Origin of the sequence: Kineococcus halophytocola (assembly GCF_041276425.1) — a bacterium.
Classification (GTDB): Bacteria; Actinomycetota; Actinomycetes; order Actinomycetales; family Kineococcaceae; genus Kineococcus; species Kineococcus halophytocola.
This window is the reverse complement of the sequence record NZ_JBGFTU010000006.1, coordinates 71,026-89,549: the sequence shown is the minus strand read 5'-3', so window position 1 is coordinate 89,549 and position 18,524 is coordinate 71,026. Positions and strand designations below refer to the sequence as shown.

Sequence of the window (18,524 nt, the reverse complement as noted above, 5' to 3'; positions counted from 1 at the left end):
TCAGCTGCGGTGCTCCGCCTCGTACCGGCGGAAGGGTTCCTGCGGGTCCGGGTGCGGCCCCTGGCTCATCGGCAGGGCGCGGTCGGCCTCGTCCTTCGCGTACTCGCCGTAGAAGCTGTCGAGGGTGAAGTACCGGCCCCCGTCCTCGTAGTGCTCACCCTCCTGCTCGCGGGTCGCGGCGTAGACGACGCGGTCGGGGGCGGCGTAGTAGAGGGCCCCCAGGCACATCGGGCACGGTGAGGCCGTCACGAACACGTCGCACCCGGTGAGCTCCTTGCGGCCCCGGCCGGCCAGTTCCCGCAGCGCGGTGATCTCGGCGTGGGCGGTGACGTCGCCGTCCTGCACGGTGCGGTTGACGGCTTCGACCAGCACCTCGCCCGTGGCCCGTTCCACGACGACGCAGCCGAAGGGTTTCCCGCCGTCGCGGACGTTGCCGGTGGCCAGGTCCACGGCGCGGGCGAGGTGCTCGCGGGTCGTGCCGTCGTCGGCGGTCTGGCTCACGTGAACTCCTCCGGTGCAGCGGGTGTCGGGGTGACCCTAGGTCCGCCCCGGGGGCGCCGCACGTCGTCCTGGGCCCTCCTGGGCCCTCGTGCGTCCTCGCCGTCAGAGCAGGACCAGCCCGGCGCAACTGGCTCCGAGGACGACGGCCCAGGCCGGTGCCCTCCACACCGTCAGCGCGACGAAGGAGGCGACGGCGACCACCAGGGTTCCCGTCGAGGTGACACCGTCGGTGAACACGGGGTCGTACAGGGCCGCGGAGAGCAGCCCGACGACGGCGGCCCCGGTCCCGGCCAGGGCCCGCCGGGCCAGGGGGGAGCTGCGCAGCCGTTCCCAGAACGGCAGGCCGCCGGCGACCAGCAGGGCCGAGGGCGCGAAGATCGAGACGAGGGCCAGCCCGGCCCCGGCCAGCCCGCCCGGAGCGGCGGTGCGCACGGCGCCGAGGTAGGCGGCGAAGGTGAACAGGGGACCCGGGACGGCCTGCGCGGCGCCGTACCCGGCGAGGAAGTCGTCGCGGCCGACCAGTCCGCGGTGCACGGTCTCGGCCTCCAGCAGGGGCAGGACCACGTGACCGCCGCCGAACACGAGGGAACCGGCCCGGTAGGAGCTGTCGACCAGCCCCACGGCGGCGCTGCCGGTCACGGCGGTCAGGACGGGCAGCAGCACCAGCAGCAGCGCGAACAGGCCCAGCAGCACGGCGCCGGTGCGCCGGCGCAGGGCGGGGGTGACGGCGTCCTCGGCCGCGGTGGTGCCGGCCACCCCGCGCACCCAGACCAGACCGGCCAGGGCCCCCACGACGATCGCGGTCACCTGCCCGAGCGCGGTGGGCACGAGGACGGCCACCGCCAGGGCCGCGACGGCGATGGTGGCGCGGGGGCGGTCCGGGGCCAGGGTGCGCGCCATGCCGAGGACGGCGTGCGCCACGACCGCCACCGCGGCCGCGACCAGACCGCGCAACCAGCCCGCGTCCGGGTCGACCCCGGCGACGCCGACGCCCAGGGCGAAGGCGACCAGCAGCACGGCCGAGGGCAGCGTGAACGCCGTCCAGGCCGCCAGCATCCCCAGCGGCCCCGCGCGGCGCAGGCCCAGCGCCATGCCGACCTGGCTGGAGGCCGGGCCCGGCAGGAACTGGCACAGCGCGACCAGGTCGGCGTAGGCGTTCTCGCTCAGCCAGCGCCGCCGCACCACGAACGCCTCGCGGAAGTACCCCAGGTGCGCGACCGGCCCGCCGAACGAGGTCAGGCCCAGGACGAGGAACGCCCGGAACACCTCACCCGCCGAACTCGCTCGCGCCCCGGCGGTGGGGTCCGGGCGGTGGGGGGGCGGCGCTGCGCTGTCGAGCGGTCCGGTCACGCCGCCGCCCCCCACCGGCTGATGCCCTCGGTGGCGCCGGTGGCGCGCGCGAGGTCGACGGTCACCGGGGGACCGTCGCCGTTCTCGACGCGGACGGGCAGGAGTCGGACGCGGGTCACGACGCCGATCCTCTCCAGCGGGTCCGGTGCCGGGGCACCGGGGTGCGGGTCACCCGTCGGAGCGGGTCCGGGCCGCCTCGGCCCGCGGCGGTCGGACGCCGCCGGAGCGGCACGTCTCACCCGCCCCCCTCGCGGCGGACGGGTTGCGACACGGACGTTCCCGCGGCGCGGCTCGACCCCCGCAGTGCACCGGTGACCGCGCGGTCGTCCCGCTCCTGGGTGACCGCGCAGCGCGCGGGAGCCGTCGACGACTCACCCGCACCACGCCGACTCCACGGTCACGGACGTCGCGCTCGTGCAGCGTCGAGGACGCTGACGGGCGATCGTCGACCGGGGCCGTGGTTCCCGGACGCTCCTGTCCGCGCGTCGGCAGCACCACCGCGGTGGGGCCTGTCCGACAGCGGGCGCCCAGGGGATCGACCTCTGCGAGGCCCGCAGGAACGTCGCCACCACCTCGACCGTCCGTGACGGCGTCTGCATCGTCCGCGCCGACCGTGGTCTGAGCGACCGTGGTCCGACCTGCTCCACCGGCCACCTGCCGCTCGCCTGCTCCCGGCACTACGGTGGCTCGACGCGTCGAACCACGGCGCACGAGCCCCGGATCCGAGGGAGGCGTCGGCATGACCGACAGCGGCGTCCAGACACCCCACGCGGCTCGCACGGATGGCACCGGCAGCTCCTTGAGCCGGCGGCTGGCGGAGCTGGCCCTGCAGCTGCACCGGCACCGGGACCCCCAGGACGTCCTGGACGGCATCGTCACCGCGGCCGTCGCGCTGGTCCCCGGCGCGCGGGAGGCCACCATCACCCAGGTCCGGCGCCGGCAGGTGGTCTCCGCGGTTGCCGCGACCAGTCCCGGCGCGGGCTCCTTCGACGCCCTGCAGCAGGAACTCGGTGAGGGCCCGTGCCTGGACGCCCTGTTCACCGAGCCCCTCGTCCGCGTCGACGACCTGGCGGCGGACACCCGGTGGCCGGCCCTGGCCCGCCGCGCCCCCGACGTGGGAGTCGCCTCCGCCGTGTGCGTGCGGCTGTACGTCGCCGGTGACAACCTCGGCGCCCTCAACCTCCTGGCCCCGAACCCCGGGGCGTTCGACGAGGAGGCTGAAGACGTCGGGCAGCTGCTGGCCTCCCACGCCGCCATCGCGGTCGCCGGCACCCAGGAGGTCGCCAACGTGCGCGCCGCGTTGGACAGCCGTGACCTGATCGGCCAGGCCAAGGGGATCCTCATGGCCCGGCACAAGCTGACCGCCGAGCAGGCGTTCGCGGTCCTGACCCGCTACAGCCAGGACACCAACCGCAAACTGCGCGACGTGGCCGCCGACGTCGCCGCCACCGGGCACCTGGAGTGATGGTCGACCGGTCCTGCTGATCCTCCCGGGCGCTCAGGGAGCGTCGCCGCCGCCCGTGGCGGCCCTCCTGCCGGTGTCCATCCCGGCCAGGGCGAGGACCTGCTGGGCCACCGTCCCGGGGCTGCTCAGCAGGTCGACCCGCACCCCGGCGCGCTCGCCCTGCTCCAGGCGCCGGCGCAAGGTGTGCAGGGCCGCGCTGGACAGCACGCTCACCTGCTGCAGGTCCACCTGCAACGGCGCGGCCCCCGGCACCACGTTCAGCGCCAGCTCCGAGTCCAGCTCGGCCACGTTCGCCGCGTCCACCGGCCCGCGCACCGTCATCACCGCCCGCCCCTCTCGGTGCTCGGTGTAGGTGTCGAACAACCCCGGCACCTGACGGGGGGCCACCGGGGCCGCGCCCCGGGAGGACGTCCACGGCCGGAAGAGGACGGTGACCGTGGTGCCGGCCGTGGAGGAGTCGACGTGCACCTGCTCGGCGAACTCCTGGGCGAAGGTCAGGCCCATGCCCCGGTGGGCCACCGGTTCCGGCCGCGGCACCCACGTGCCCTCATCGGCGACGCTCACCGTGAGCAGGCCCAGGTCGTCCAGGTGGGCGCGCACGGTGACCGGGCCTTCCCCGTCCACGCGCACGCGCCCCGCGAGGTCCCCGGGACCCTCGGGACCTTCGATGCCGTAGGCGTGGTCGACGACGTTCTCCAGCAACTCGCCGACGACCTCGTCGAGCTGGTCGACGGCCAGGCTCGCCGTGCGGTCCGGCCCCAGCCAGCGACGCAGCTGGGCCCGGACCGCGGGGATCCCCGCCCGCGTCAGGCGGGTGTGCACGTGCAGGTCCGGTGAGGGTGTCACCGGCTGCAGGGCCAGCAGGGTGACGTCGTCGAGCGAGCCGGTCTCGCGGGTCAACCGCTCCAGCGTCTGCGCGCTCACCCGGTCCACCGCCGAGGCCAGCGTGAACGCCGGGATCAGCTCATCGGCCGCCGCCGCGGCCGCCGTTCGCGCCAGCTCCACCGTCCCGACCGTCCCCGGCACCCCGGGACGCTCAATGATGCCGTCGGTGTACAGCAGCACCAGCTCCCCGGCACCCAACGCGGCCCGCTGGACGTCGCGCTCGACGCCCCCGTCCCCCCTGCTGCCCAGCGGCGGGGTGCCGCTGGGGTCCAGGTAGCGGCTGCCGCCGCCGGGGTCCAGGACCAGGGGCGGGGGGTGACCGGCCAGGCAGTACGTCACCGCGGGTCGGTCCTGCCCCTCTCCCCGACCCGGTGCCAGGACGAGGACGCACACCGTTGCCGACCGCGCTGCGGGGACCACCCGCGTGAAGCGGTCCAGTGCGGCGACCGTCTGCGCCGGGTCCGCACCGGCGTCCAGGCGCTCCAGCGCGACCGCCCGCAGCTGGGCCATCACCGCCGATGCCGCCACCCCGTGCCCGACGACGTCGCCGACGACCGCGGCCACCGTCCCGTCGGGTCGGGCCAGCACGTCGAACCAGTCCCCACCGGCGGCCTGCTCGGCGCCCCCGACGACGTAGCTCGCCGCGACCTGCACCCGCGGCAGCACCGGCAACCGGGCCGGCAGCAGCGCACGCTGGACCTCCTCGATCACGTCGGTGGCCCGCCGGTAGCGGCGGGTCAGCTCCGCCGCGGCGGCGGCTTCGGCCTCCTCCCGGCGCACGAGGTCGATGACGTTCCGTCCGACGGCGATGATCCCGACGGTGCTCCCGCCCGCGTCGCGGAACGGGCTCACCTCGAAGTCGATGACGATCTCCTCCCGGTGGCCGTTGGGTGCGGCGACGGCGAAGCGCATCCGGTGGAACTGGGCCTGCTCGCCGTCGTAGGCGCGGTCGTACATCTCCACGATGCCCTGGCTCTCGCTGCCCCCGAGGACCTCGGTCACGGTCAGGCCCACCGGGTTGAACCCGCCGAGGACGTTCAGGATCGCCCGGTTGGCGGCCACGACCCGGTGCTGGGGACCGGACATGACGAAGACGTACCAGGGCACCTGGTGCATCGCCGCCGAGCGCAGACGGTCGCTGCCGACCCCCTCGTCGACGGGCAGTTCCGGCTCGTGCACCGCGCCGCTCACGCGCCCTCCCGGCCCGTGCCGGTCCTGCCGCGCCCACCACCGGCCGCACCGTGCGCGCCTGCGGGGGGCACGGCGCGGGTCCTCGTCCCACCGGCCCGGTCCAGTCCGGCCAGGACCGCCGTCGAGGCGTCGTCCACGTCGTGCTCCGTCACCGAGTGCCTCACCGTCGTCATCGGCGGAGCCGTGTCTCGACACCCACCCGATCGAGGTCCTGAGGTTAGTCAGCCCCGCACGCCTCCGCTCCTCAGGCCGTCGCCCGACCGTCTGGGCCGGCTCCCCGGTGGACGGTCGCGCGGGTCCGGGCCTCCGCCCCGGCCCTGGAGTGGAGCACGTCGGCGACGGCGGGCCCGCGGGCCGGCCGGGGGGTTCAGCGGACGACGACCGCGTCCGCCTCGATCTCGACGAGCAGTCCGGGGTCGATGAGCGCGCTCACCTCGACCATCGTGGCGGCCGGGCGGACGTGGCCGAAGAACTCGCCGTGCACGCGCCCCACCTCCTCCCACCGGGAGATGTCGGTGACGAACATCCGCGTGCGCACGACGTCCTCGAGGGTCGCACCGGCTTCGAGCAGGGCGGCGCGGATGCGCGTCAGGCAGACGCGCGTCTGCTCGGCGAGGTCGTCACCGCCCGCCGGGCCGTCGGGGGTGGCGGCGGTCGTGCCGGCCACGCTCACGTGGTCACCGGCGCGGACAGCGCGGGAGTAGCCGACGGCGGCCTCCCAGGGGCCACCGCTGGAGATCAGTCGACGAGTGCTCACGACAGCACTGTGCCGCACGAGCCGGGCCGGCGTCGGGTCGCCGGTTCACGGTCCCGACGTGCGCCGGACGATCCGCGCGACCAGGTCACCGGCCCGGCCCTCGTCCCCGTCGGCCACCGCCTGCGCCAGGTCGGCGTGCAACCGCACGTCGAGCCGCCGCGGGGGGACGTCGGCGCGGTCGCGGACGGCGAGCGCGACCACCGCGCCGAGCGTGCGGACCATCGGGTTCCCGCCGGCGCGCAGGAGTTCCTCGTGCAGGGCCGCGTCCCAGCGGGCGAACTCCCCGGGGGCGTCGGTGAACGCGGCGGCCAGGTCCCGCAGCCGGTTCCGCGTCGCGGTGTCCGCGCGCCGCGCCGCGGCCCGCGCCGCGACGGGTTCCACGGCCGCCCGGAGTTCGGTCAGTTCCCGCACCTGCGCCGCCCGGTCCGGCCCGGCCAGCCGCCAGCGCACGACGTGCGGGTCCAGCAGGTTCCAGCGCTCGGCCGGTTGCACGACGAGCCCGACCCGGGGCCCGGCCGTCAGCAGCCCGAGCGCGACGAGGACGCGGGTGGCCTCGCGCACGATGCTGCGCGAGGCGAGGGTCTGCTCCACGAGGGCCTCCACCGACGTCCGCGTCCCGGCGGGCAGGTCACCGGCGACGACGGCCGCGCCGACGTGGTCCAGGACCCGGCCGAACGCGGGACTGCTCACCGCTGGACGATGGGGGAGAGCACCAGTTCGTCGATGCGGACGTGGGCGGGGGAGTCGAGGACGAACTGCACCGTCCGCGCGATGTCGTCGGGGGTCAGCATCCGTTCCCGCGCGGCCGCGTCGGGGACGGAGGGGCGCTGGTCGAGGAAGTCAGTCGCCACGTCGCCGGGGCACAGGTGGCAGGCGCGGACACCGTGACCGGCCTCGGTCGCGTTCAGGGTGCGGACGACCGAGCCGAGCGCGGTCTTGCTGGCGGAGTAGGCGACCCCGGCGCTGGGGTGGAACGACCAGCCGGCGTACGAGGAGACGACGACGGCAACCCCGGAACTGGCGCGCAGGTCCGGCAGCGTCGCGTCCAGCACGGTGACGACGGCGCCGAGGTTCACGGCGACCACGTCGTGGAACGTGGCGATGTCCTGGTCGTCCCAGTTCCGCTGCGGCGTGTTCCGGCCCGCGGCCAGCACGAGCCCGTCGATGCGGCCGAACTCGGCGACGATCCGGTCCCGCGCGGCGCGGACGGCGTCCCCGTCGCGCACGTCCAGGGGGAGTTCCAGGCACGTCCCGCCCGCGGCGACCGCGCTCTCGTGCAGCGCGTCCGCGCGCCGGCCGCTGAGGGCGACCGTCCAGCCGGCCGCCACGGCCGAGCGCGCCACGGCCCGCCCCATGCCCGACCCCGCACCCGTGATCCACAGGACTCGTCCCACGCCCGTCTCCTCCGCTCGTCCGTCCACACGAACAGTATGCTCAATGGATCGGCTCACCGACGAGAGGACGACCCCGTGCACCTCGACCTGTCCGACCGCGTCGTCGTGGTCACCGGCGCCGGCCGCGGCATCGGCCGCACCCTGGCCCGCCGGTTCACGGCCGAGGGCGCCCACGTCGCGGCCCTCGACCTCGCCTTCGAGGACGACCTGCCCGAGCAGATCGCCCGGATCACGTGCGACGTCACCGACCCGGTGTCCGTGCAGGCCGCCGTCGACGCCGTCGTCGAACGCCACGGAACGATCGACGTCCTCGTGAACAACGCCGGCGTCAACGTCGAGGGCCGGGTCGCGGACCTGACGTGGGAGCGGTTCCGCCGCTGCCTGGACGTCAACGTCGGCGGGGTGTTCCTCGTCAGCCGGGCCGTCGCCGAGGTCATGAAACCCCGCCACCGCGGCCGCATCCTCAACGCCGCGTCCTTCGCCGCGATCGTCCCGAGCGTCGGCAGCGCCGCCTACGCCGCGTCCAAGGCCGCCGTCGTGCAGTTCACGCGCGTCCTGGCCTCCGAACTCGGGCCCCACGACATCACCGTCAACGCCTACGCCCCGGGCATGGTCCCCACTGCCATGAACGGGTTCGCCGACCTCCCCCCGGCCGCCGCGGACGAACTGCTCGACACCCTGTCCCTGCGCCGGTGGGAGAGCGCCGACGACGTCGCCGACCTGCTCGTGTTCCTCGCCAGCGACGCGGCCTCCTACATCACCGGCACCCTCCTCGACGTCTCCGGCGGCAAGCTCGCCACCCAGATCCCGGCCCGCGCCCACCGGTAGCGGGTGGAGACCTCCACCCGCGGGTTCCACCCGGGACCGGCCCAGCGGTCGATGCCCGGGGGTGCCCGCCGGCGGGAGGGTCCTGGTGTCCGCACCAGCACCCCCCGGCAAGGAGCCCCGATGTCCCTCACCACCGCCCTCGTCGTCAACGCCGCGATGATCCTCACCACCGTGCTGGCCGACCTCGGCGTGCGCCGCGTCGCCCGCGGCCGCGTGCTGCGGCCCCTGCTCATCGGCGGGCCGATCGCGCTGTGGTTCGCCTCCCACGTCGTGACGCACGGCCTCGGCCTGGCCGTCGAGGCGGCCGGCGCGCTCGCCGGGCTGCTGCTGGGCCTGGGCGCGGTCGCCCTGGCCCGCGTCGGCCGCGACGAGGCCACCGGCGAGGTCGTCACCCGCATCGGCGCCGGCTACCTCGCCTTCTGGACCGGCGCCTGCGTCCTGCGCTTCGTCGTCGGCTACGGAGCGCAGCACTGGTTCGGTCAGCAGTGGGGCACCTGGCTGTTCCTGCACGGCGTCGCCGGGGACGACATCGCCGCGGTCATCGGCAACGCCGTCGTCTTCTCCGTCCTGGGGATGCTCCTGGCCCGCTCGGCCGGGATCGCCCTGCGCGCCCGCAGCGCCCGCACCACCGGGTTCGCCCTCGCCCGCTGACCCTGCGAAGGTGCTGCGGTGCCCACCCCTCCCGGACCGGTCTTCGGCGGGTGGCGTCCCCTGGCCGCGGTGTACGCCCCCGCGGCGCTGTTCAGCACCAGCCAGGGCGCGGTCCTGCCCGTCCTGCCCCTCACCGCCCGCGACCTCGGCGCCACCGTCGCCGTCTCCGCCGTCGTCGTCGCCCTCCTCGGCGTCGGGCAGGTCGCCGGCGCCCTGCCCGCCGGGGCCCTCGTCACCCGCGCCGGGGAACGGGTCGCGATGCTCGCCGCCGCGCTCGTCTCCGGGCTCGCCCTCACCGGCGCGGCCCTCGCCCCCTCCGAACCCCTCCTCGCGGTCTGCGTCCTGGCCCTCGGCCTGGCCGCCGCCGTGTGGGGGCTGGCCCGGCAGTCCTTCCTCACCGCCGCCGCACCGCCGCACCTGCGGGCCCGGGCGCTGTCCACCCTCGGCGGGGTCGGGCGCATCGGCACGTTCGCCGGGCCCTTCCTCGGCGCCGCGGGCAGCGCCGCCGGTGGGGTGCGCGGGTCCTACGCCGTCGCGGTCCTCGCCGTGCTGGCCGCCGCGGTCGTCGTCCTGGCCCTGCCCGACCCCCAGCTCGACGAGGCCCACCACGGCCCCGCACCCACCCTGCGCGAGGTGTTCCGCACCCACGCCCGGGTGCTGGCCACCCTCGGCGTCGCGGCGCTCGCCGTCCAGGCCGTGCGCCAGTCCCGGCAGACGGTGCTGCCGCTGTGGTGCGACCACCTCGGCCTCGACGCGACCACCACGAGCCTGGTCGCCGGGGTCTCCGGAGCGGTCGACATGCTGCTGTTCTACCCGGCCGGCTCGGTCATGGACCGCCTCGGCCGGGTGGCCGTCGGGGTGCCGTCGATGCTCGTGCTCGCCCTCGGGCACGTGCTCCTGCCCTTCACCGGGGCGGCGTGGACGGTCGCCCTCGTCGGCGTCGTCCTGGGCGTCGGCAACGGCATGGGCGCCGGGCTCGTCATGACCCTCGGCGCCGACCACGCCCCGCCCGGTGGCCGGGCCGTCTTCCTCGGCGCCTGGCGGCTGGTGACGGACACGGGGGTGGCCTCCGGGCCGCTGCTCGTGGGGGCGCTCGCCGGGGCCGGGGGACTGGTCGTGGCCACCGGCGGGGTCGCGGTGCTGGCGGTGGCCGCCGCAGCCGGGGTGTTCCGGTTCGTGCCCCGCCGCTGACCCGTCCGAGGTACCCGGGGCCGCGAACGCCGCGCCGGGCGGCTCCGGTGGGCGAGGCTGGTCGGGTGCCGCCGATCGACCCGCCCCGCCCGCGCGAGCTCGACGACCTGCCCGACGTCCCGCGCTCGCCGACCGGACGGGTGCCCCAGTGGGTCCTCGACGAGGCGACCGGCCGCACCGTCGCCGACACCGGCTGGCGCGCCGCCCCCACCGCCCGGGGGCGCCGTCGCCGGTGGCCGATCCTGGTGGGCGCCGGCGCGGCCCTCGCCCTCGTCGTCGCCGTCGGGTCCGGCGCCCTGGGGGACGTGACGTCCACCGCCGGACCGGGACCGGGCACCACCGCCGCGTTCCCCGTCGCCCGCGACGGCCAGGACGCCCCGCTGGGGCTTCCGGCCCCGGTCGCGGTCGGCAGCGACCGCTGGGAACCCCTCGCCACCGACGCCGCGGGGCAGCCCGTCCGGTGGGACCCGTGCCGCCCCGTCCACTTCGTCGTCAACCCCGAGGGGATGCCCGCCGGCGGGCGGCCCGTCCTCGACGCGGCCGTGGACCGCGTCAGCCGCGCGAGCGGTCTGCGGTTCGTCGACGACGGCGAGACCGACGACACCGAACGGACCTCACCCGTGCAGGACGGCTGGCTCCGCTCCTCCTGGGCGCCCGTCCTCGTGCGCTGGAACCTGCCCGCCGAGCACGCCGAGGACCCCGCCGCCGGAGGTGAGTCCCACGTCCTCGGCCGCGGCGGGCCGATCACGGTCACCACCCCCGCCGGCCGGCAGGTGCACGTCTCCGGCACGGTCGGGCTCACCGTCGACGGCGCCGCGCTCGACCCCTCCCACCCGGGCGAGGCCGCGCTCGTGGAGGCGGTCTGGCTGCACGAGTTGGCCCACCTCGTCGGCCTGGCCCACGTCGAGGACCCCGGTCAGCTCATGAACCCGTCGATGACCGGCCTGACCGACTACGCCGCAGGCGATCTCACCGGACTGGCGGCCCTGGGGACGGGACCCTGCCTGGGGACCTGAACCCCCGCCGGGCCGCGGGGTCAGCGCACCCCCGCCGCCCGCAGCTCACGGGCGAGGCGGGCCGCGGTGCGCACGAGGACGGCGGCCACGCGCTCCACCTCGGCGTCGGTGGCCAGTGCGGCGGGCAGGCTGCAGCTCAGCGCGTCCGTCGCCGGGATCCGGTACTCCACCGGCACGCCGACGCAGACGGTGCCCGGGGAGTTCTGCCCGCGTTCCAGGGCCCAGCCGCGGCGGCGGACCTCCGCGAGCTCGGCGTCGAGGGCGGCGCGGTCCGCGACGGTGTCCGGGGTCAGCGCGGGCAGGGCGTCCCCGGGCAGGAGGGCGTCGAGCTCGGCGGCGGAGCGTTCGGCCAGCAGCGCCTTGCCCAGCGCGGTCGCGTGCGCGGGCAGGAACCGCCCCACGCGGGAGTGGGTGCGGTGGGCGTCCGGCGCCTCGCGGGTGGCCAGGTACACGACGTCGCCGCCCGGTTCCAGGCGCGCGACGTGCGTGGTGCAGCGCGTCTCGTCCCGGACGGCCTCGACGGCGGCCAGCGCCCGCGGCAGCGCGGGGTCCCGGTCGAGGTAGGCCGTCCCGGTCAGCAGCGCCTGCGACCCGATGCCGTAACCCCCCGAGGCACCCGAGGGCGGTTCGACCCAGCGCAGGTCCACGAGCGTGCGCAGCAGCGCGTGCAGGCTGGAGCGCGGGTAGCCGGTGCGTTCCTGAAGCTGCGCGACCGACAGGACGTACGGCGGCTGCGCGAGCGCCTGCAGGATGCGGACGGTGCGTTCGGCCGACTTGACGGGCCCCCGCCCGCCGTCACCGTCCGGCGTCGTCTCCCCGTGCTCGCCCACGCCCCACCTCCGGGGACGGAGTCTAGGTGGACCCGCTGCGCGAGACGCCGTTCCGCGCCGGGGTCAGCGCGTCCGCAGCTTGCCGACGAGCTCGCCCAGGACGCGCTCGGAGTCCTCGTGCGGCACCTGGCAGGTCCCCGCGGCGAGGTGCCCGCCGCCGCCGTGCTCCAGGCAGACGCCGCCGACGTCGACGGGGGAGGTGCGGTCCACGATCGACTTGCCGATGGCGAACACGGTGTTCTGCTTGGCCCGACCCCACATGACGTGCATCGAGACCCGCGCCTGCGGGTACAGGGCGTAGACGAAGAACCGGTTCCCCGCGTGGATCGTCTCCTCCTCGCGCAGGTCCAGGACGGCGACGTCGCCGTGCAGCGTGGTGACGCGTTCGAGCTGGGCCTTGAAGAGCTCGGCCTGGGAGTGGAACAGCTCCACGCGCTCGGCCACGTCGGGCAGGGCGAGGATCTCCTCGACGTCCTGGTAGTCGATGCAGCTGTCGATGAGCTGCATCATCAGCTGGTAGTTCGAGATGCGGAAGTCGCGGAAGCGGCCCAGGCCGGTGCGCGAGTCCATGAGGAAGTTCAGCAGCGTCCAGCCGGTCGGTTCCAGGATCTCCGCGACGTCGTACCGGGCGGAGTCGGCCTGGTCGACGGCGCGCATGAGCTCGTCGGAGATCTTCGGGAAGCGGTCGGCACCACCGAAGTGGTCGTACACGACGCGGGCCGCGGACGGGGCGTCGGCGTCGATGACGTGGTTGGTGGCGCCGGCGTTGCGCAGCGTCTCGGAGTGGTGGTGGTCGAAGACGAGGTGCGCCCGCGGGTCGTAGGGCAGGTTCGTCAGGATGTCCCGGCCCGTCACCTCCACGACGCCGTCCTGCACGTCCTTGGGGTGCACGAAGGTGATCTCGTCGACGAGGTCGAGCTGGCGCAGCAGGACGGCGCACACGAGCCCGTCGAAGTCGCTGCGGGTCACGAGACGGTAGGTGTCGCTCACCCCTGGCTCATCGGCCGGCCGGGGCCCGTCCTTGACCGTTCGGGACGAGGTCGGCCCCGGGGAGCGCCTTGACGGGTGGGGGCGGGGTCCGCAGACTCGGCCCGGAGGTGGTGAATCGTGTCAGAGCGTGCCGAGGAGGTGCGGGTGGAACGGGCCTGCTTCCTGCTGCACCTGCGCCCGGAGCTGGTGCAGGAGTACCTGCGGGTCCACGAGGACGTGTGGCCGGAGGTGCTCGCGGCGCTGGGCCGCTCGGGCTGGCGCAACTACTCGCTCTTCCTGCGCGCCCGCGACGGCCTGGTCGTCGGGTACTGCGAGAGCGAGGACTTCGCCGCGGCGACGGCGGCCATGGACGCCGAGGAGGTCTCGGCCCGGTGGGAGGCGACGATGTCGCGCTACTTCCTGCCCGCGCCCGCCGGCACCGGGGGCGACCGCCCGCGCGAGCGCCTCGTGGAGTACTTCCACCTGGCGTGAGGGGGACCGGCGGCGGTCTGGGACAGTCGATCCCATGGCCACGGTCAAGGAGGTCGCCCAGCGGGCGGGGGTGTCGCTGGGCACGGTGAGCAACGTGCTCAACCGGCCCGAGGTGGTCTCGGAGGCGCTGCGGACGCGCGTGCAGGAGGCCATCGCCGAGCTCGGCTTCGTGCGCAACGAGTCGGCGCGGCAGTTGCGGGCCGGGGTGAGCCGCACCATCGCGGTCGTCGTCCTCGACGTCGCCAACCCCTTCTTCACCGACGTCATCGCCGGGGCCGAGGACCTCGCCGAACGGCACGACGCCCTGGTCGTCATGTGCAACAGCGCCAACTCCGCCGACCGGGAGGCCCGGCACCTGCGGCGCCTGGACCAGCAGCGCGTCCTCGGCGTCCTGCTGACGCCCGTGCACGACGCGCCCAGCCCGGCGCTCGCGGAGGTCCGCGAGCACGGCACCCCCGTCGTGCTCGTGGACCGGGGCGCGGCCGGCGCCACCGGGCAGGCCTCCGTCGCCGTGGACGACGTCCTCGGGGGCCGGCTGGCCGGGGAGCACCTGCTCGGGGCGGGCCACCGGACGATCGCGTACGTGGGGGGCCCGGCGCCGCTGCGCCAGGTGCAGGACCGGCTGCGCGGGCTGCGCGAGGCCGTGGGCGCCGCCGGGTCGGTGCTCACCGTCGACGCGACGGGGCTGTCGGTGCGGGCGGGGTCCCAGGCCGCCGCCGGGATCCTCGCCGGCCCGGCGCGGGACCGGCCCACCGCGGTGTTCTGCGCCAACGACCTGCTGGCCCTGGGGGTGCTCAACGAGTGCGTGCGCCGGGGGGTCGGTGTCCCGGACGAGCTGGCCGTGGTCGGCTACGACGACATCGGGTTCGCCGCGACCGCGACCGTCCCGCTGACGTCGGTGCGCCAGCCGCGGGAACTGCTGGGGCGCACGGCGGTGGAACTGCTGCTCGCCCAGGTCGAGGGGCGCCCGGCCCGGCAGGTCGTCTTCGAACCCGAACTCGTCGTGCGCCGCTCGACGGGTCGCCGGCCCCCGGCCTGACCGGCGCCCGCCGCGGGGGGCTGGCAGCATGCCCGCATGTCCACCCCCCTGTCCGCGCTGCTGGCCGAGGTCGGTGCCGAGGAGTTCACCGCCCGCGACTTCCGGCCCGGCCTGGTCCGGCACGTCGTCCTGTTCCGCTACCGGCTGGAGGTGACGGCCGCGCAGAAGGAGGAGGTGCTGCACCGGTTCCGGGCCCTCGCCGCGAGCCGGCGACCCGACGGCCGGCCCTACGTCGTCTCGGTCGAGGCCGGCCCGCAGACCAGCGGTGAGGGCGCCGGCGGGGAGTTCGAGCACGGGATCGTCGTGACCTTCGCCTCCGAGGGCGACCGGAACTACTACGTCGGCGCCCCCGTCGTCGAGGACCCGGCGTTCCAGGACCCCGAGCACGCCCGGTTCAAGGAGTTCGCCGGGCCCCTGATCGCCGACGGCGGGGTGCTGGTGTTCGACGTCGTGGTCTGAGGCTCCCCGCCGGGCCCTCGTCCGTCCGCGCGGTCAGGACACGAGCAGCACCAGGTCCCCGCCGTCGACGTTCTGCACCCCGTCGAGCGCGAGGCGGGTGACGGTGCCGGCGCGGGGCGCGGTGATGGCGGCCTCCATCTTCATCGCCTCGATGGTGGCGACCACCTGGCCCGCCTCGACGGCGTCACCGGCGGCGACCTGCAGGGTCACGGTGCCGGCGTAGGGCGCCGCGACGTGGGTCGGGTTCGTGGGGTCGGCCTTCTCGGCGGCCTTGACGTCCACCGCCACCGACCGGTCCCGCACCTGGATGGGCCGCAACTGGCCGTTGAGGGTGGCCAGGACGGTGCGCATCCCGTGGTCGTCGACGTCGGAGACGGCTTCGAGCCCGGCGATGAGGTCCACGCCCGGTTCCAGGTGCACGACGTGCTCGACGCCGTGGCGCAGGCCGTAGAGCGCGTCGAGGGTGTCCAGGACGGACGTGTCGCCGAACGTGGCCCGGTGCGTCTCGTACTCCTTCGTCGGCCCGGGGAACAGCAGGCGGTTCAGCGTCTTCTGCCGGTCCCGGCCCGGGGTGCCCAGCGCGGCGGCGTCCTCCTCGGCCAGCGCGGCCGTGGCGGGTTTGACGGTGCGCCCGGCCAGGGCCTTGGACCGGAACGGTTCGGGCCAGCCCCCGGGGGGAGTTCCGAGGTCACCGGCCAGGAAACCGATGACCGAGTCGGGCAGGTCGAAGGCGGCGGGGTCGTCGGCGAACTTCGCGAACGCCTCCGGGGTGTCCACGCCCTGCGCGACGAGCTGCAGCGCCAGGTCCCCGACGACCTTGGAACTGGGGGTCACCTTGACGAGCCGGCCCAGGATCCGGTCCGCGGCGGCGTAGGTCGCCTCGATCTGCTCGAACCGCTCGCCCAGCCCCAGGGCGATGGCCTGCTGGCGCAGGTTGGACAGCTGCCCGCCGGGGATCTCGTGGTCGTAGACGCGGCCGGTGGGACCGGGCAGACCGGACTCGAACGGTGCGTACACCCGGCGGACGGCCTCGAAGTACGGTTCCAGGTCCGTCGCCGCCTTCAGGTCCAGCGGCGTCTCGCGCTCGGTGTGCGCGGTGGCGGCGACCAGCGCCGACATGGACGGCTGGCTCGTCGTGCCCGACAGCGCGGCGTTGGCGACGTCGACGGCGTCGACCCCGGCCGCGACGGCCGCCGTGAGGGTCGCCAGCTGCCCGCCGGCGGTGTCGTGGGTGTGCAGGTGCACCGGCAGGTCGAACTCCGCCCGCAGGGCGCCGACGAGGCGGGTGGCCGCGGCCGGCCGCAGCAGGCCGGCCATGTCCTTCACGGCCAGGACGTGCGCGCCGGCCCGGACGAACTGCTCGGCCAGGCGCAGGTAGTAGTCCAGCGTGTAGAGGTCCTCCCCGGGGTCGGCGAGGTCGCCCGTGTAGCAGAGCGCGACCTCGGCGACGGCCGCGGTCTGGCGCACGGCCTTGACGGCGGGTTCGACCTGGGCCACGTCGTTGAGGGCGTCGAAGATGCGGAACACGTCCACGCCCGTGGCCGCGGCCTCGGCGACGAAGGCGTCGGTGACCTCGGTGGGGTAGGGGGTGTAGCCCACGGTGTTGCGCCCGCGCAGCAGCATCTGCAGCGCGATGTTCGGCACGGCCTCGCGCAGCGCGGCCAGCCGGTGCCAGGGGTCCTCCCCCAGGAAGCGCAGCGCGACGTCGTAGGTCGCCCCGCCCCAGCACTCCAGGGACAGCAGGTCCGGCAGGGTCCGGGCCACGACCGGGGCGACGGCCAGCAGGTCCCGGGACCGCACGCGGGTCGCCAGCAGCGACTGGTGGGCGTCGCGGAACGTGGTGTCGGTGACGTGGACGCGCTGCTCGGCGCGCAGCCAGGCGGCGAACCCCTCGGCGCCCAGGCGGTCCAGGAGCTGCTTGGACCCCTCCGGCGGGGCACCGGTGCCCGCGGTGCGGGGCAGCTTGGCGACGGGGGACAGGCCGCGTTCGACGGCCGTGGGCGCCGGGCCGTGCGGCTGGTTGACGGTCACGTCCGCCAGGTAGGTCAGCAGCCGGGTCCCGCGGTCGTTCGGGGTCCGGGCCACGGCGAGCTGGGTCCGGTCGGCGATGAACCCGGTGTCGACGCGCCCGGCGAGGAAGTCGGGGTCCTCCAGCACGGCCTGCAGGAAGGAGATGTTCGTCGTCACCCCGCGGATGCGGAACTCCGCCAGCGCCCGGCGGGCCCGGGCGGCGGCGGTCGCGAAGTCGCGGCCGCGGCAGGACAGCTTGACGAGCATCGAGTCGAAGTGGGCGCTGACCTCGCCCCCGGCGACGGCGTTGCCCTCGTCGAGGCGGACCCCGGCACCCCCGGCGGAGCGGTAGGCGGAGATGCGGCCGGTGTCGGGGCGGAACCCGTTGGCGGGGTCCTCGGTCGTGATGCGGCACTGCAGCGCGGCCCCGCGCACCTGCAGCGTGTCCTGGGACAGCCCCAGGTCGGCCAGCGTCTCCCCGGCGGCGATCCGCAGCTGGGACTGCACGAGGTCGACGTCGGTGATCTCCTCGGTCACCGTGTGCTCGACCTGGATGCGCGGGTTCATCTCGATGAACGCGTGCTCCCCGGCCCGCTCGCCCGCGGTCGCGACGAGGAACTCCACGGTGCCGGCGTTGACGTAGCCGATCTTCCGGGCGAAGGCCACGGCGTCGGCGTGCAGCCGCTGCCGGATCGCCTCGTCCAGGTCCGGGGCCGGGGCCAGCTCGATGACCTTCTGGTGGCGGCGCTGCAGCGAGCAGTCGCGCTCGAACAGGTGCACGACCTCGCCGGTCGCGTCGGCCAGCACCTGCACCTCGATGTGGCGGGGCCGCAGCACCGCGCGTTCGAGGAAGACCGTCGGGTCGCCGAAGGCGCCGTCCGCCTCGCGCATGGCCGCGGCCAGGGCCTCGGGCAGGGCCGCGGGCGTCTCGACCAGGCGCATGCCCCGGCCCCCGCCGCCGGCGACCGCCTTGACGAAGACGGGGAAGCCGATGGCGTCGGCGGCGGCGATGAGCTCGCCGGGGTCCGAGGAGGGCGCCGAGGAGGGGTTGGTGGCGATGCCGGCGGAGCGGGCGGCCGCGACGGCGGTCACCTTGTTGCCGGCCATCTCCAGCACGCCGGCCGGCGGCCCGACGAACGTGATGCCGTGCTGCGCGCAGGCCCGGGCCAGGTCGGGGTTCTCGGACAGGAAGCCGTACCCGGGGTAGACGGCGTCGGCCCCCGAGGCCCGGGCGACGCGGACGATCTCCTCGACGTCGAGGTAGGCGCGCACGGGGTGCCCGCGCTCGCCGATGAGGTAGGACTCGTCGGCCTTGAGCCGGTGGACCGAGGCGCGGTCCTCGTGGGCGAAGACCGCGACGGTCCGCGCCCCCAGCTCGTAGGCCGCCCGGAAGGCCCGGACTGCGATCTCGCCGCGGTTGGCCACCAGGACCTTGCTGAACATGCCGAGGATCTCCCGTCGTCGCCGTCGTCGCCGATCCCGCCCGCGCTGCGCGG

At 75.6% G+C, this 18,524-nt stretch carries 19 protein-coding genes; 8 read left to right on the top strand and 11 right to left on the bottom strand.

The window, feature by feature from the left end:
- The 3 genes from AB2L27_RS06575 to AB2L27_RS06565 form a co-directional block, all read right to left on the bottom strand.
- Positions 1-501, bottom strand: coding sequence for a nucleoside deaminase (locus AB2L27_RS06575; protein WP_370440674.1), 501 nt, complete (start codon positions 499-501; stop codon positions 1-3).
- A 102-nt stretch (positions 502-603) separates the two neighbouring features.
- Entirely contained in the window at positions 604-1,767 is a 1,164-nt protein-coding gene (chrA, locus tag AB2L27_RS06570) for a chromate efflux transporter (protein WP_370440797.1), read from the bottom strand.
- Between the two features lie 80 nt (positions 1,768-1,847).
- Positions 1,848-1,970, bottom strand: a complete 123-nt coding sequence (locus tag AB2L27_RS06565) for a hypothetical protein (protein ID WP_370440673.1) — start codon at positions 1,968-1,970, stop codon at positions 1,848-1,850.
- A gap of 620 nt (positions 1,971-2,590) precedes the next feature.
- On the opposite strand from AB2L27_RS06565, the gene AB2L27_RS06560 reads away from it, so the two are divergent.
- A complete protein-coding gene (locus AB2L27_RS06560; protein WP_370440672.1) occupies positions 2,591-3,316 on the top strand; it encodes a GAF and ANTAR domain-containing protein in 726 nt (241 codons plus the stop codon).
- 33 nt (positions 3,317-3,349) lie between these two features.
- Here AB2L27_RS06560 and AB2L27_RS06555 read toward each other — a convergent pair whose 3' ends face one another.
- The 5 genes from AB2L27_RS06555 to AB2L27_RS06535 all read right to left on the bottom strand — a co-directional run bounded on the left by AB2L27_RS06555 (position 3,350) and on the right by AB2L27_RS06535 (position 7,543).
- Positions 3,350-5,392 carry a SpoIIE family protein phosphatase gene (locus tag AB2L27_RS06555; protein WP_370440671.1) on the bottom strand — a complete coding sequence of 681 codons (2,043 nt, stop codon included), beginning with the start codon at positions 5,390-5,392 and terminating at the stop codon, positions 3,350-3,352.
- A complete protein-coding gene (locus tag AB2L27_RS06550; protein ID WP_370440670.1) occupies positions 5,389-5,544 on the bottom strand; it encodes a hypothetical protein in 156 nt (51 codons plus the stop codon). Before AB2L27_RS06550 ends, AB2L27_RS06555 begins: the two co-directional genes overlap by 4 nt.
- Before the next feature lie 215 nt (positions 5,545-5,759).
- Entirely contained in the window at positions 5,760-6,149 is a 390-nt protein-coding gene (locus AB2L27_RS06545) for a RidA family protein (RefSeq protein ID WP_370440669.1), read from the bottom strand.
- Between the two features lie 45 nt (positions 6,150-6,194).
- The gene (locus AB2L27_RS06540; RefSeq protein WP_370440668.1) at positions 6,195-6,839 is read right to left on the bottom strand and encodes a FadR/GntR family transcriptional regulator; all 645 of its coding nucleotides are present in this window, start codon (positions 6,837-6,839) and stop codon (positions 6,195-6,197) included.
- Positions 6,836-7,543, bottom strand: coding sequence for an SDR family oxidoreductase (locus tag AB2L27_RS06535; RefSeq protein WP_370440667.1), 708 nt, complete (start codon positions 7,541-7,543; stop codon positions 6,836-6,838). Before AB2L27_RS06535 ends, AB2L27_RS06540 begins: the two co-directional genes overlap by 4 nt.
- A gap of 75 nt (positions 7,544-7,618) precedes the next feature.
- On the opposite strand from AB2L27_RS06535, the gene AB2L27_RS06530 reads away from it, so the two are divergent.
- From AB2L27_RS06530 to AB2L27_RS06515, 4 genes are all read left to right on the top strand, one after another.
- Positions 7,619-8,371 carry an SDR family NAD(P)-dependent oxidoreductase gene (locus tag AB2L27_RS06530; protein WP_370440666.1) on the top strand — a complete coding sequence of 251 codons (753 nt, stop codon included), beginning with the start codon at positions 7,619-7,621 and terminating at the stop codon, positions 8,369-8,371.
- 120 nt (positions 8,372-8,491) lie between these two features.
- Positions 8,492-9,022: a hypothetical protein gene (locus tag AB2L27_RS06525; protein ID WP_370440665.1), complete on the top strand. Its 531-nt coding sequence runs from the start codon at positions 8,492-8,494 to the stop codon at positions 9,020-9,022.
- Between the two features lie 18 nt (positions 9,023-9,040).
- Positions 9,041-10,213, top strand: a complete 1,173-nt coding sequence (locus tag AB2L27_RS06520; RefSeq protein WP_370440664.1) for an MFS transporter — start codon at positions 9,041-9,043, stop codon at positions 10,211-10,213.
- Between the two features lie 65 nt (positions 10,214-10,278).
- Entirely contained in the window at positions 10,279-11,229 is a 951-nt protein-coding gene (locus tag AB2L27_RS06515) for a zinc metalloprotease (RefSeq protein ID WP_370440663.1), read from the top strand.
- A 20-nt stretch (positions 11,230-11,249) separates the two neighbouring features.
- Here AB2L27_RS06515 and AB2L27_RS06510 read toward each other — a convergent pair whose 3' ends face one another.
- Positions 11,250-12,059: an IclR family transcriptional regulator gene (locus AB2L27_RS06510; RefSeq protein WP_370440662.1), complete on the bottom strand. Its 810-nt coding sequence runs from the start codon at positions 12,057-12,059 to the stop codon at positions 11,250-11,252.
- Positions 12,060-12,122: 63 nt separating this feature from the next.
- Complete coding sequence (locus AB2L27_RS06505; RefSeq protein WP_370440661.1) at positions 12,123-13,049, bottom strand: exopolyphosphatase; 927 nt, start codon at positions 13,047-13,049, stop codon at positions 12,123-12,125.
- Positions 13,050-13,166: 117 nt separating this feature from the next.
- Here AB2L27_RS06505 and AB2L27_RS06500 point away from each other — a divergent pair, with 117 nt between their 5' ends.
- Genes AB2L27_RS06500 through AB2L27_RS06490 form a run of 3 tightly spaced genes read left to right on the top strand, consistent with a single transcriptional unit; the run spans position 13,167 to position 15,018 of the window.
- The gene (locus AB2L27_RS06500) at positions 13,167-13,520 is read left to right on the top strand and encodes an L-rhamnose mutarotase (protein ID WP_370440660.1); all 354 of its coding nucleotides are present in this window, start codon (positions 13,167-13,169) and stop codon (positions 13,518-13,520) included.
- A 34-nt stretch (positions 13,521-13,554) separates the two neighbouring features.
- The gene (locus tag AB2L27_RS06495) at positions 13,555-14,559 is read left to right on the top strand and encodes a LacI family DNA-binding transcriptional regulator (RefSeq protein ID WP_370440659.1); all 1,005 of its coding nucleotides are present in this window, start codon (positions 13,555-13,557) and stop codon (positions 14,557-14,559) included.
- A gap of 36 nt (positions 14,560-14,595) precedes the next feature.
- The gene (locus tag AB2L27_RS06490) at positions 14,596-15,018 is read left to right on the top strand and encodes a Dabb family protein (protein WP_370440658.1); all 423 of its coding nucleotides are present in this window, start codon (positions 14,596-14,598) and stop codon (positions 15,016-15,018) included.
- A 33-nt stretch (positions 15,019-15,051) separates the two neighbouring features.
- On the opposite strand, the gene AB2L27_RS06485 is transcribed toward AB2L27_RS06490, so the two are convergent.
- The gene (locus tag AB2L27_RS06485) at positions 15,052-18,471 is read right to left on the bottom strand and encodes a pyruvate carboxylase (protein ID WP_370440657.1); all 3,420 of its coding nucleotides are present in this window, start codon (positions 18,469-18,471) and stop codon (positions 15,052-15,054) included.
- Between the last annotated feature and the right edge of the window lie 53 nt (positions 18,472-18,524).

Excerpts from the sequence above, each read along its gene's own strand:
- AB2L27_RS06560 (WP_370440672.1), top strand. The coding sequence starts at position 2,591 with ATGACCGACAGCGGCGTCCAGACACCCCACGCGGCTCGCACGGATGGC.
- AB2L27_RS06525 (WP_370440665.1), top strand. The coding sequence starts at position 8,492 with ATGTCCCTCACCACCGCCCTCGTCGTCAACGCCGCGATGATCCTCACC.
- AB2L27_RS06495 (WP_370440659.1), top strand. The coding sequence starts at position 13,555 with ATGGCCACGGTCAAGGAGGTCGCCCAGCGGGCGGGGGTGTCGCTGGGC.
- AB2L27_RS06490 (WP_370440658.1), top strand. The coding sequence starts at position 14,596 with ATGTCCACCCCCCTGTCCGCGCTGCTGGCCGAGGTCGGTGCCGAGGAG.
- AB2L27_RS06485 (WP_370440657.1), bottom strand. The coding sequence starts at position 18,471 with ATGTTCAGCAAGGTCCTGGTGGCCAACCGCGGCGAGATCGCAGTCCGG.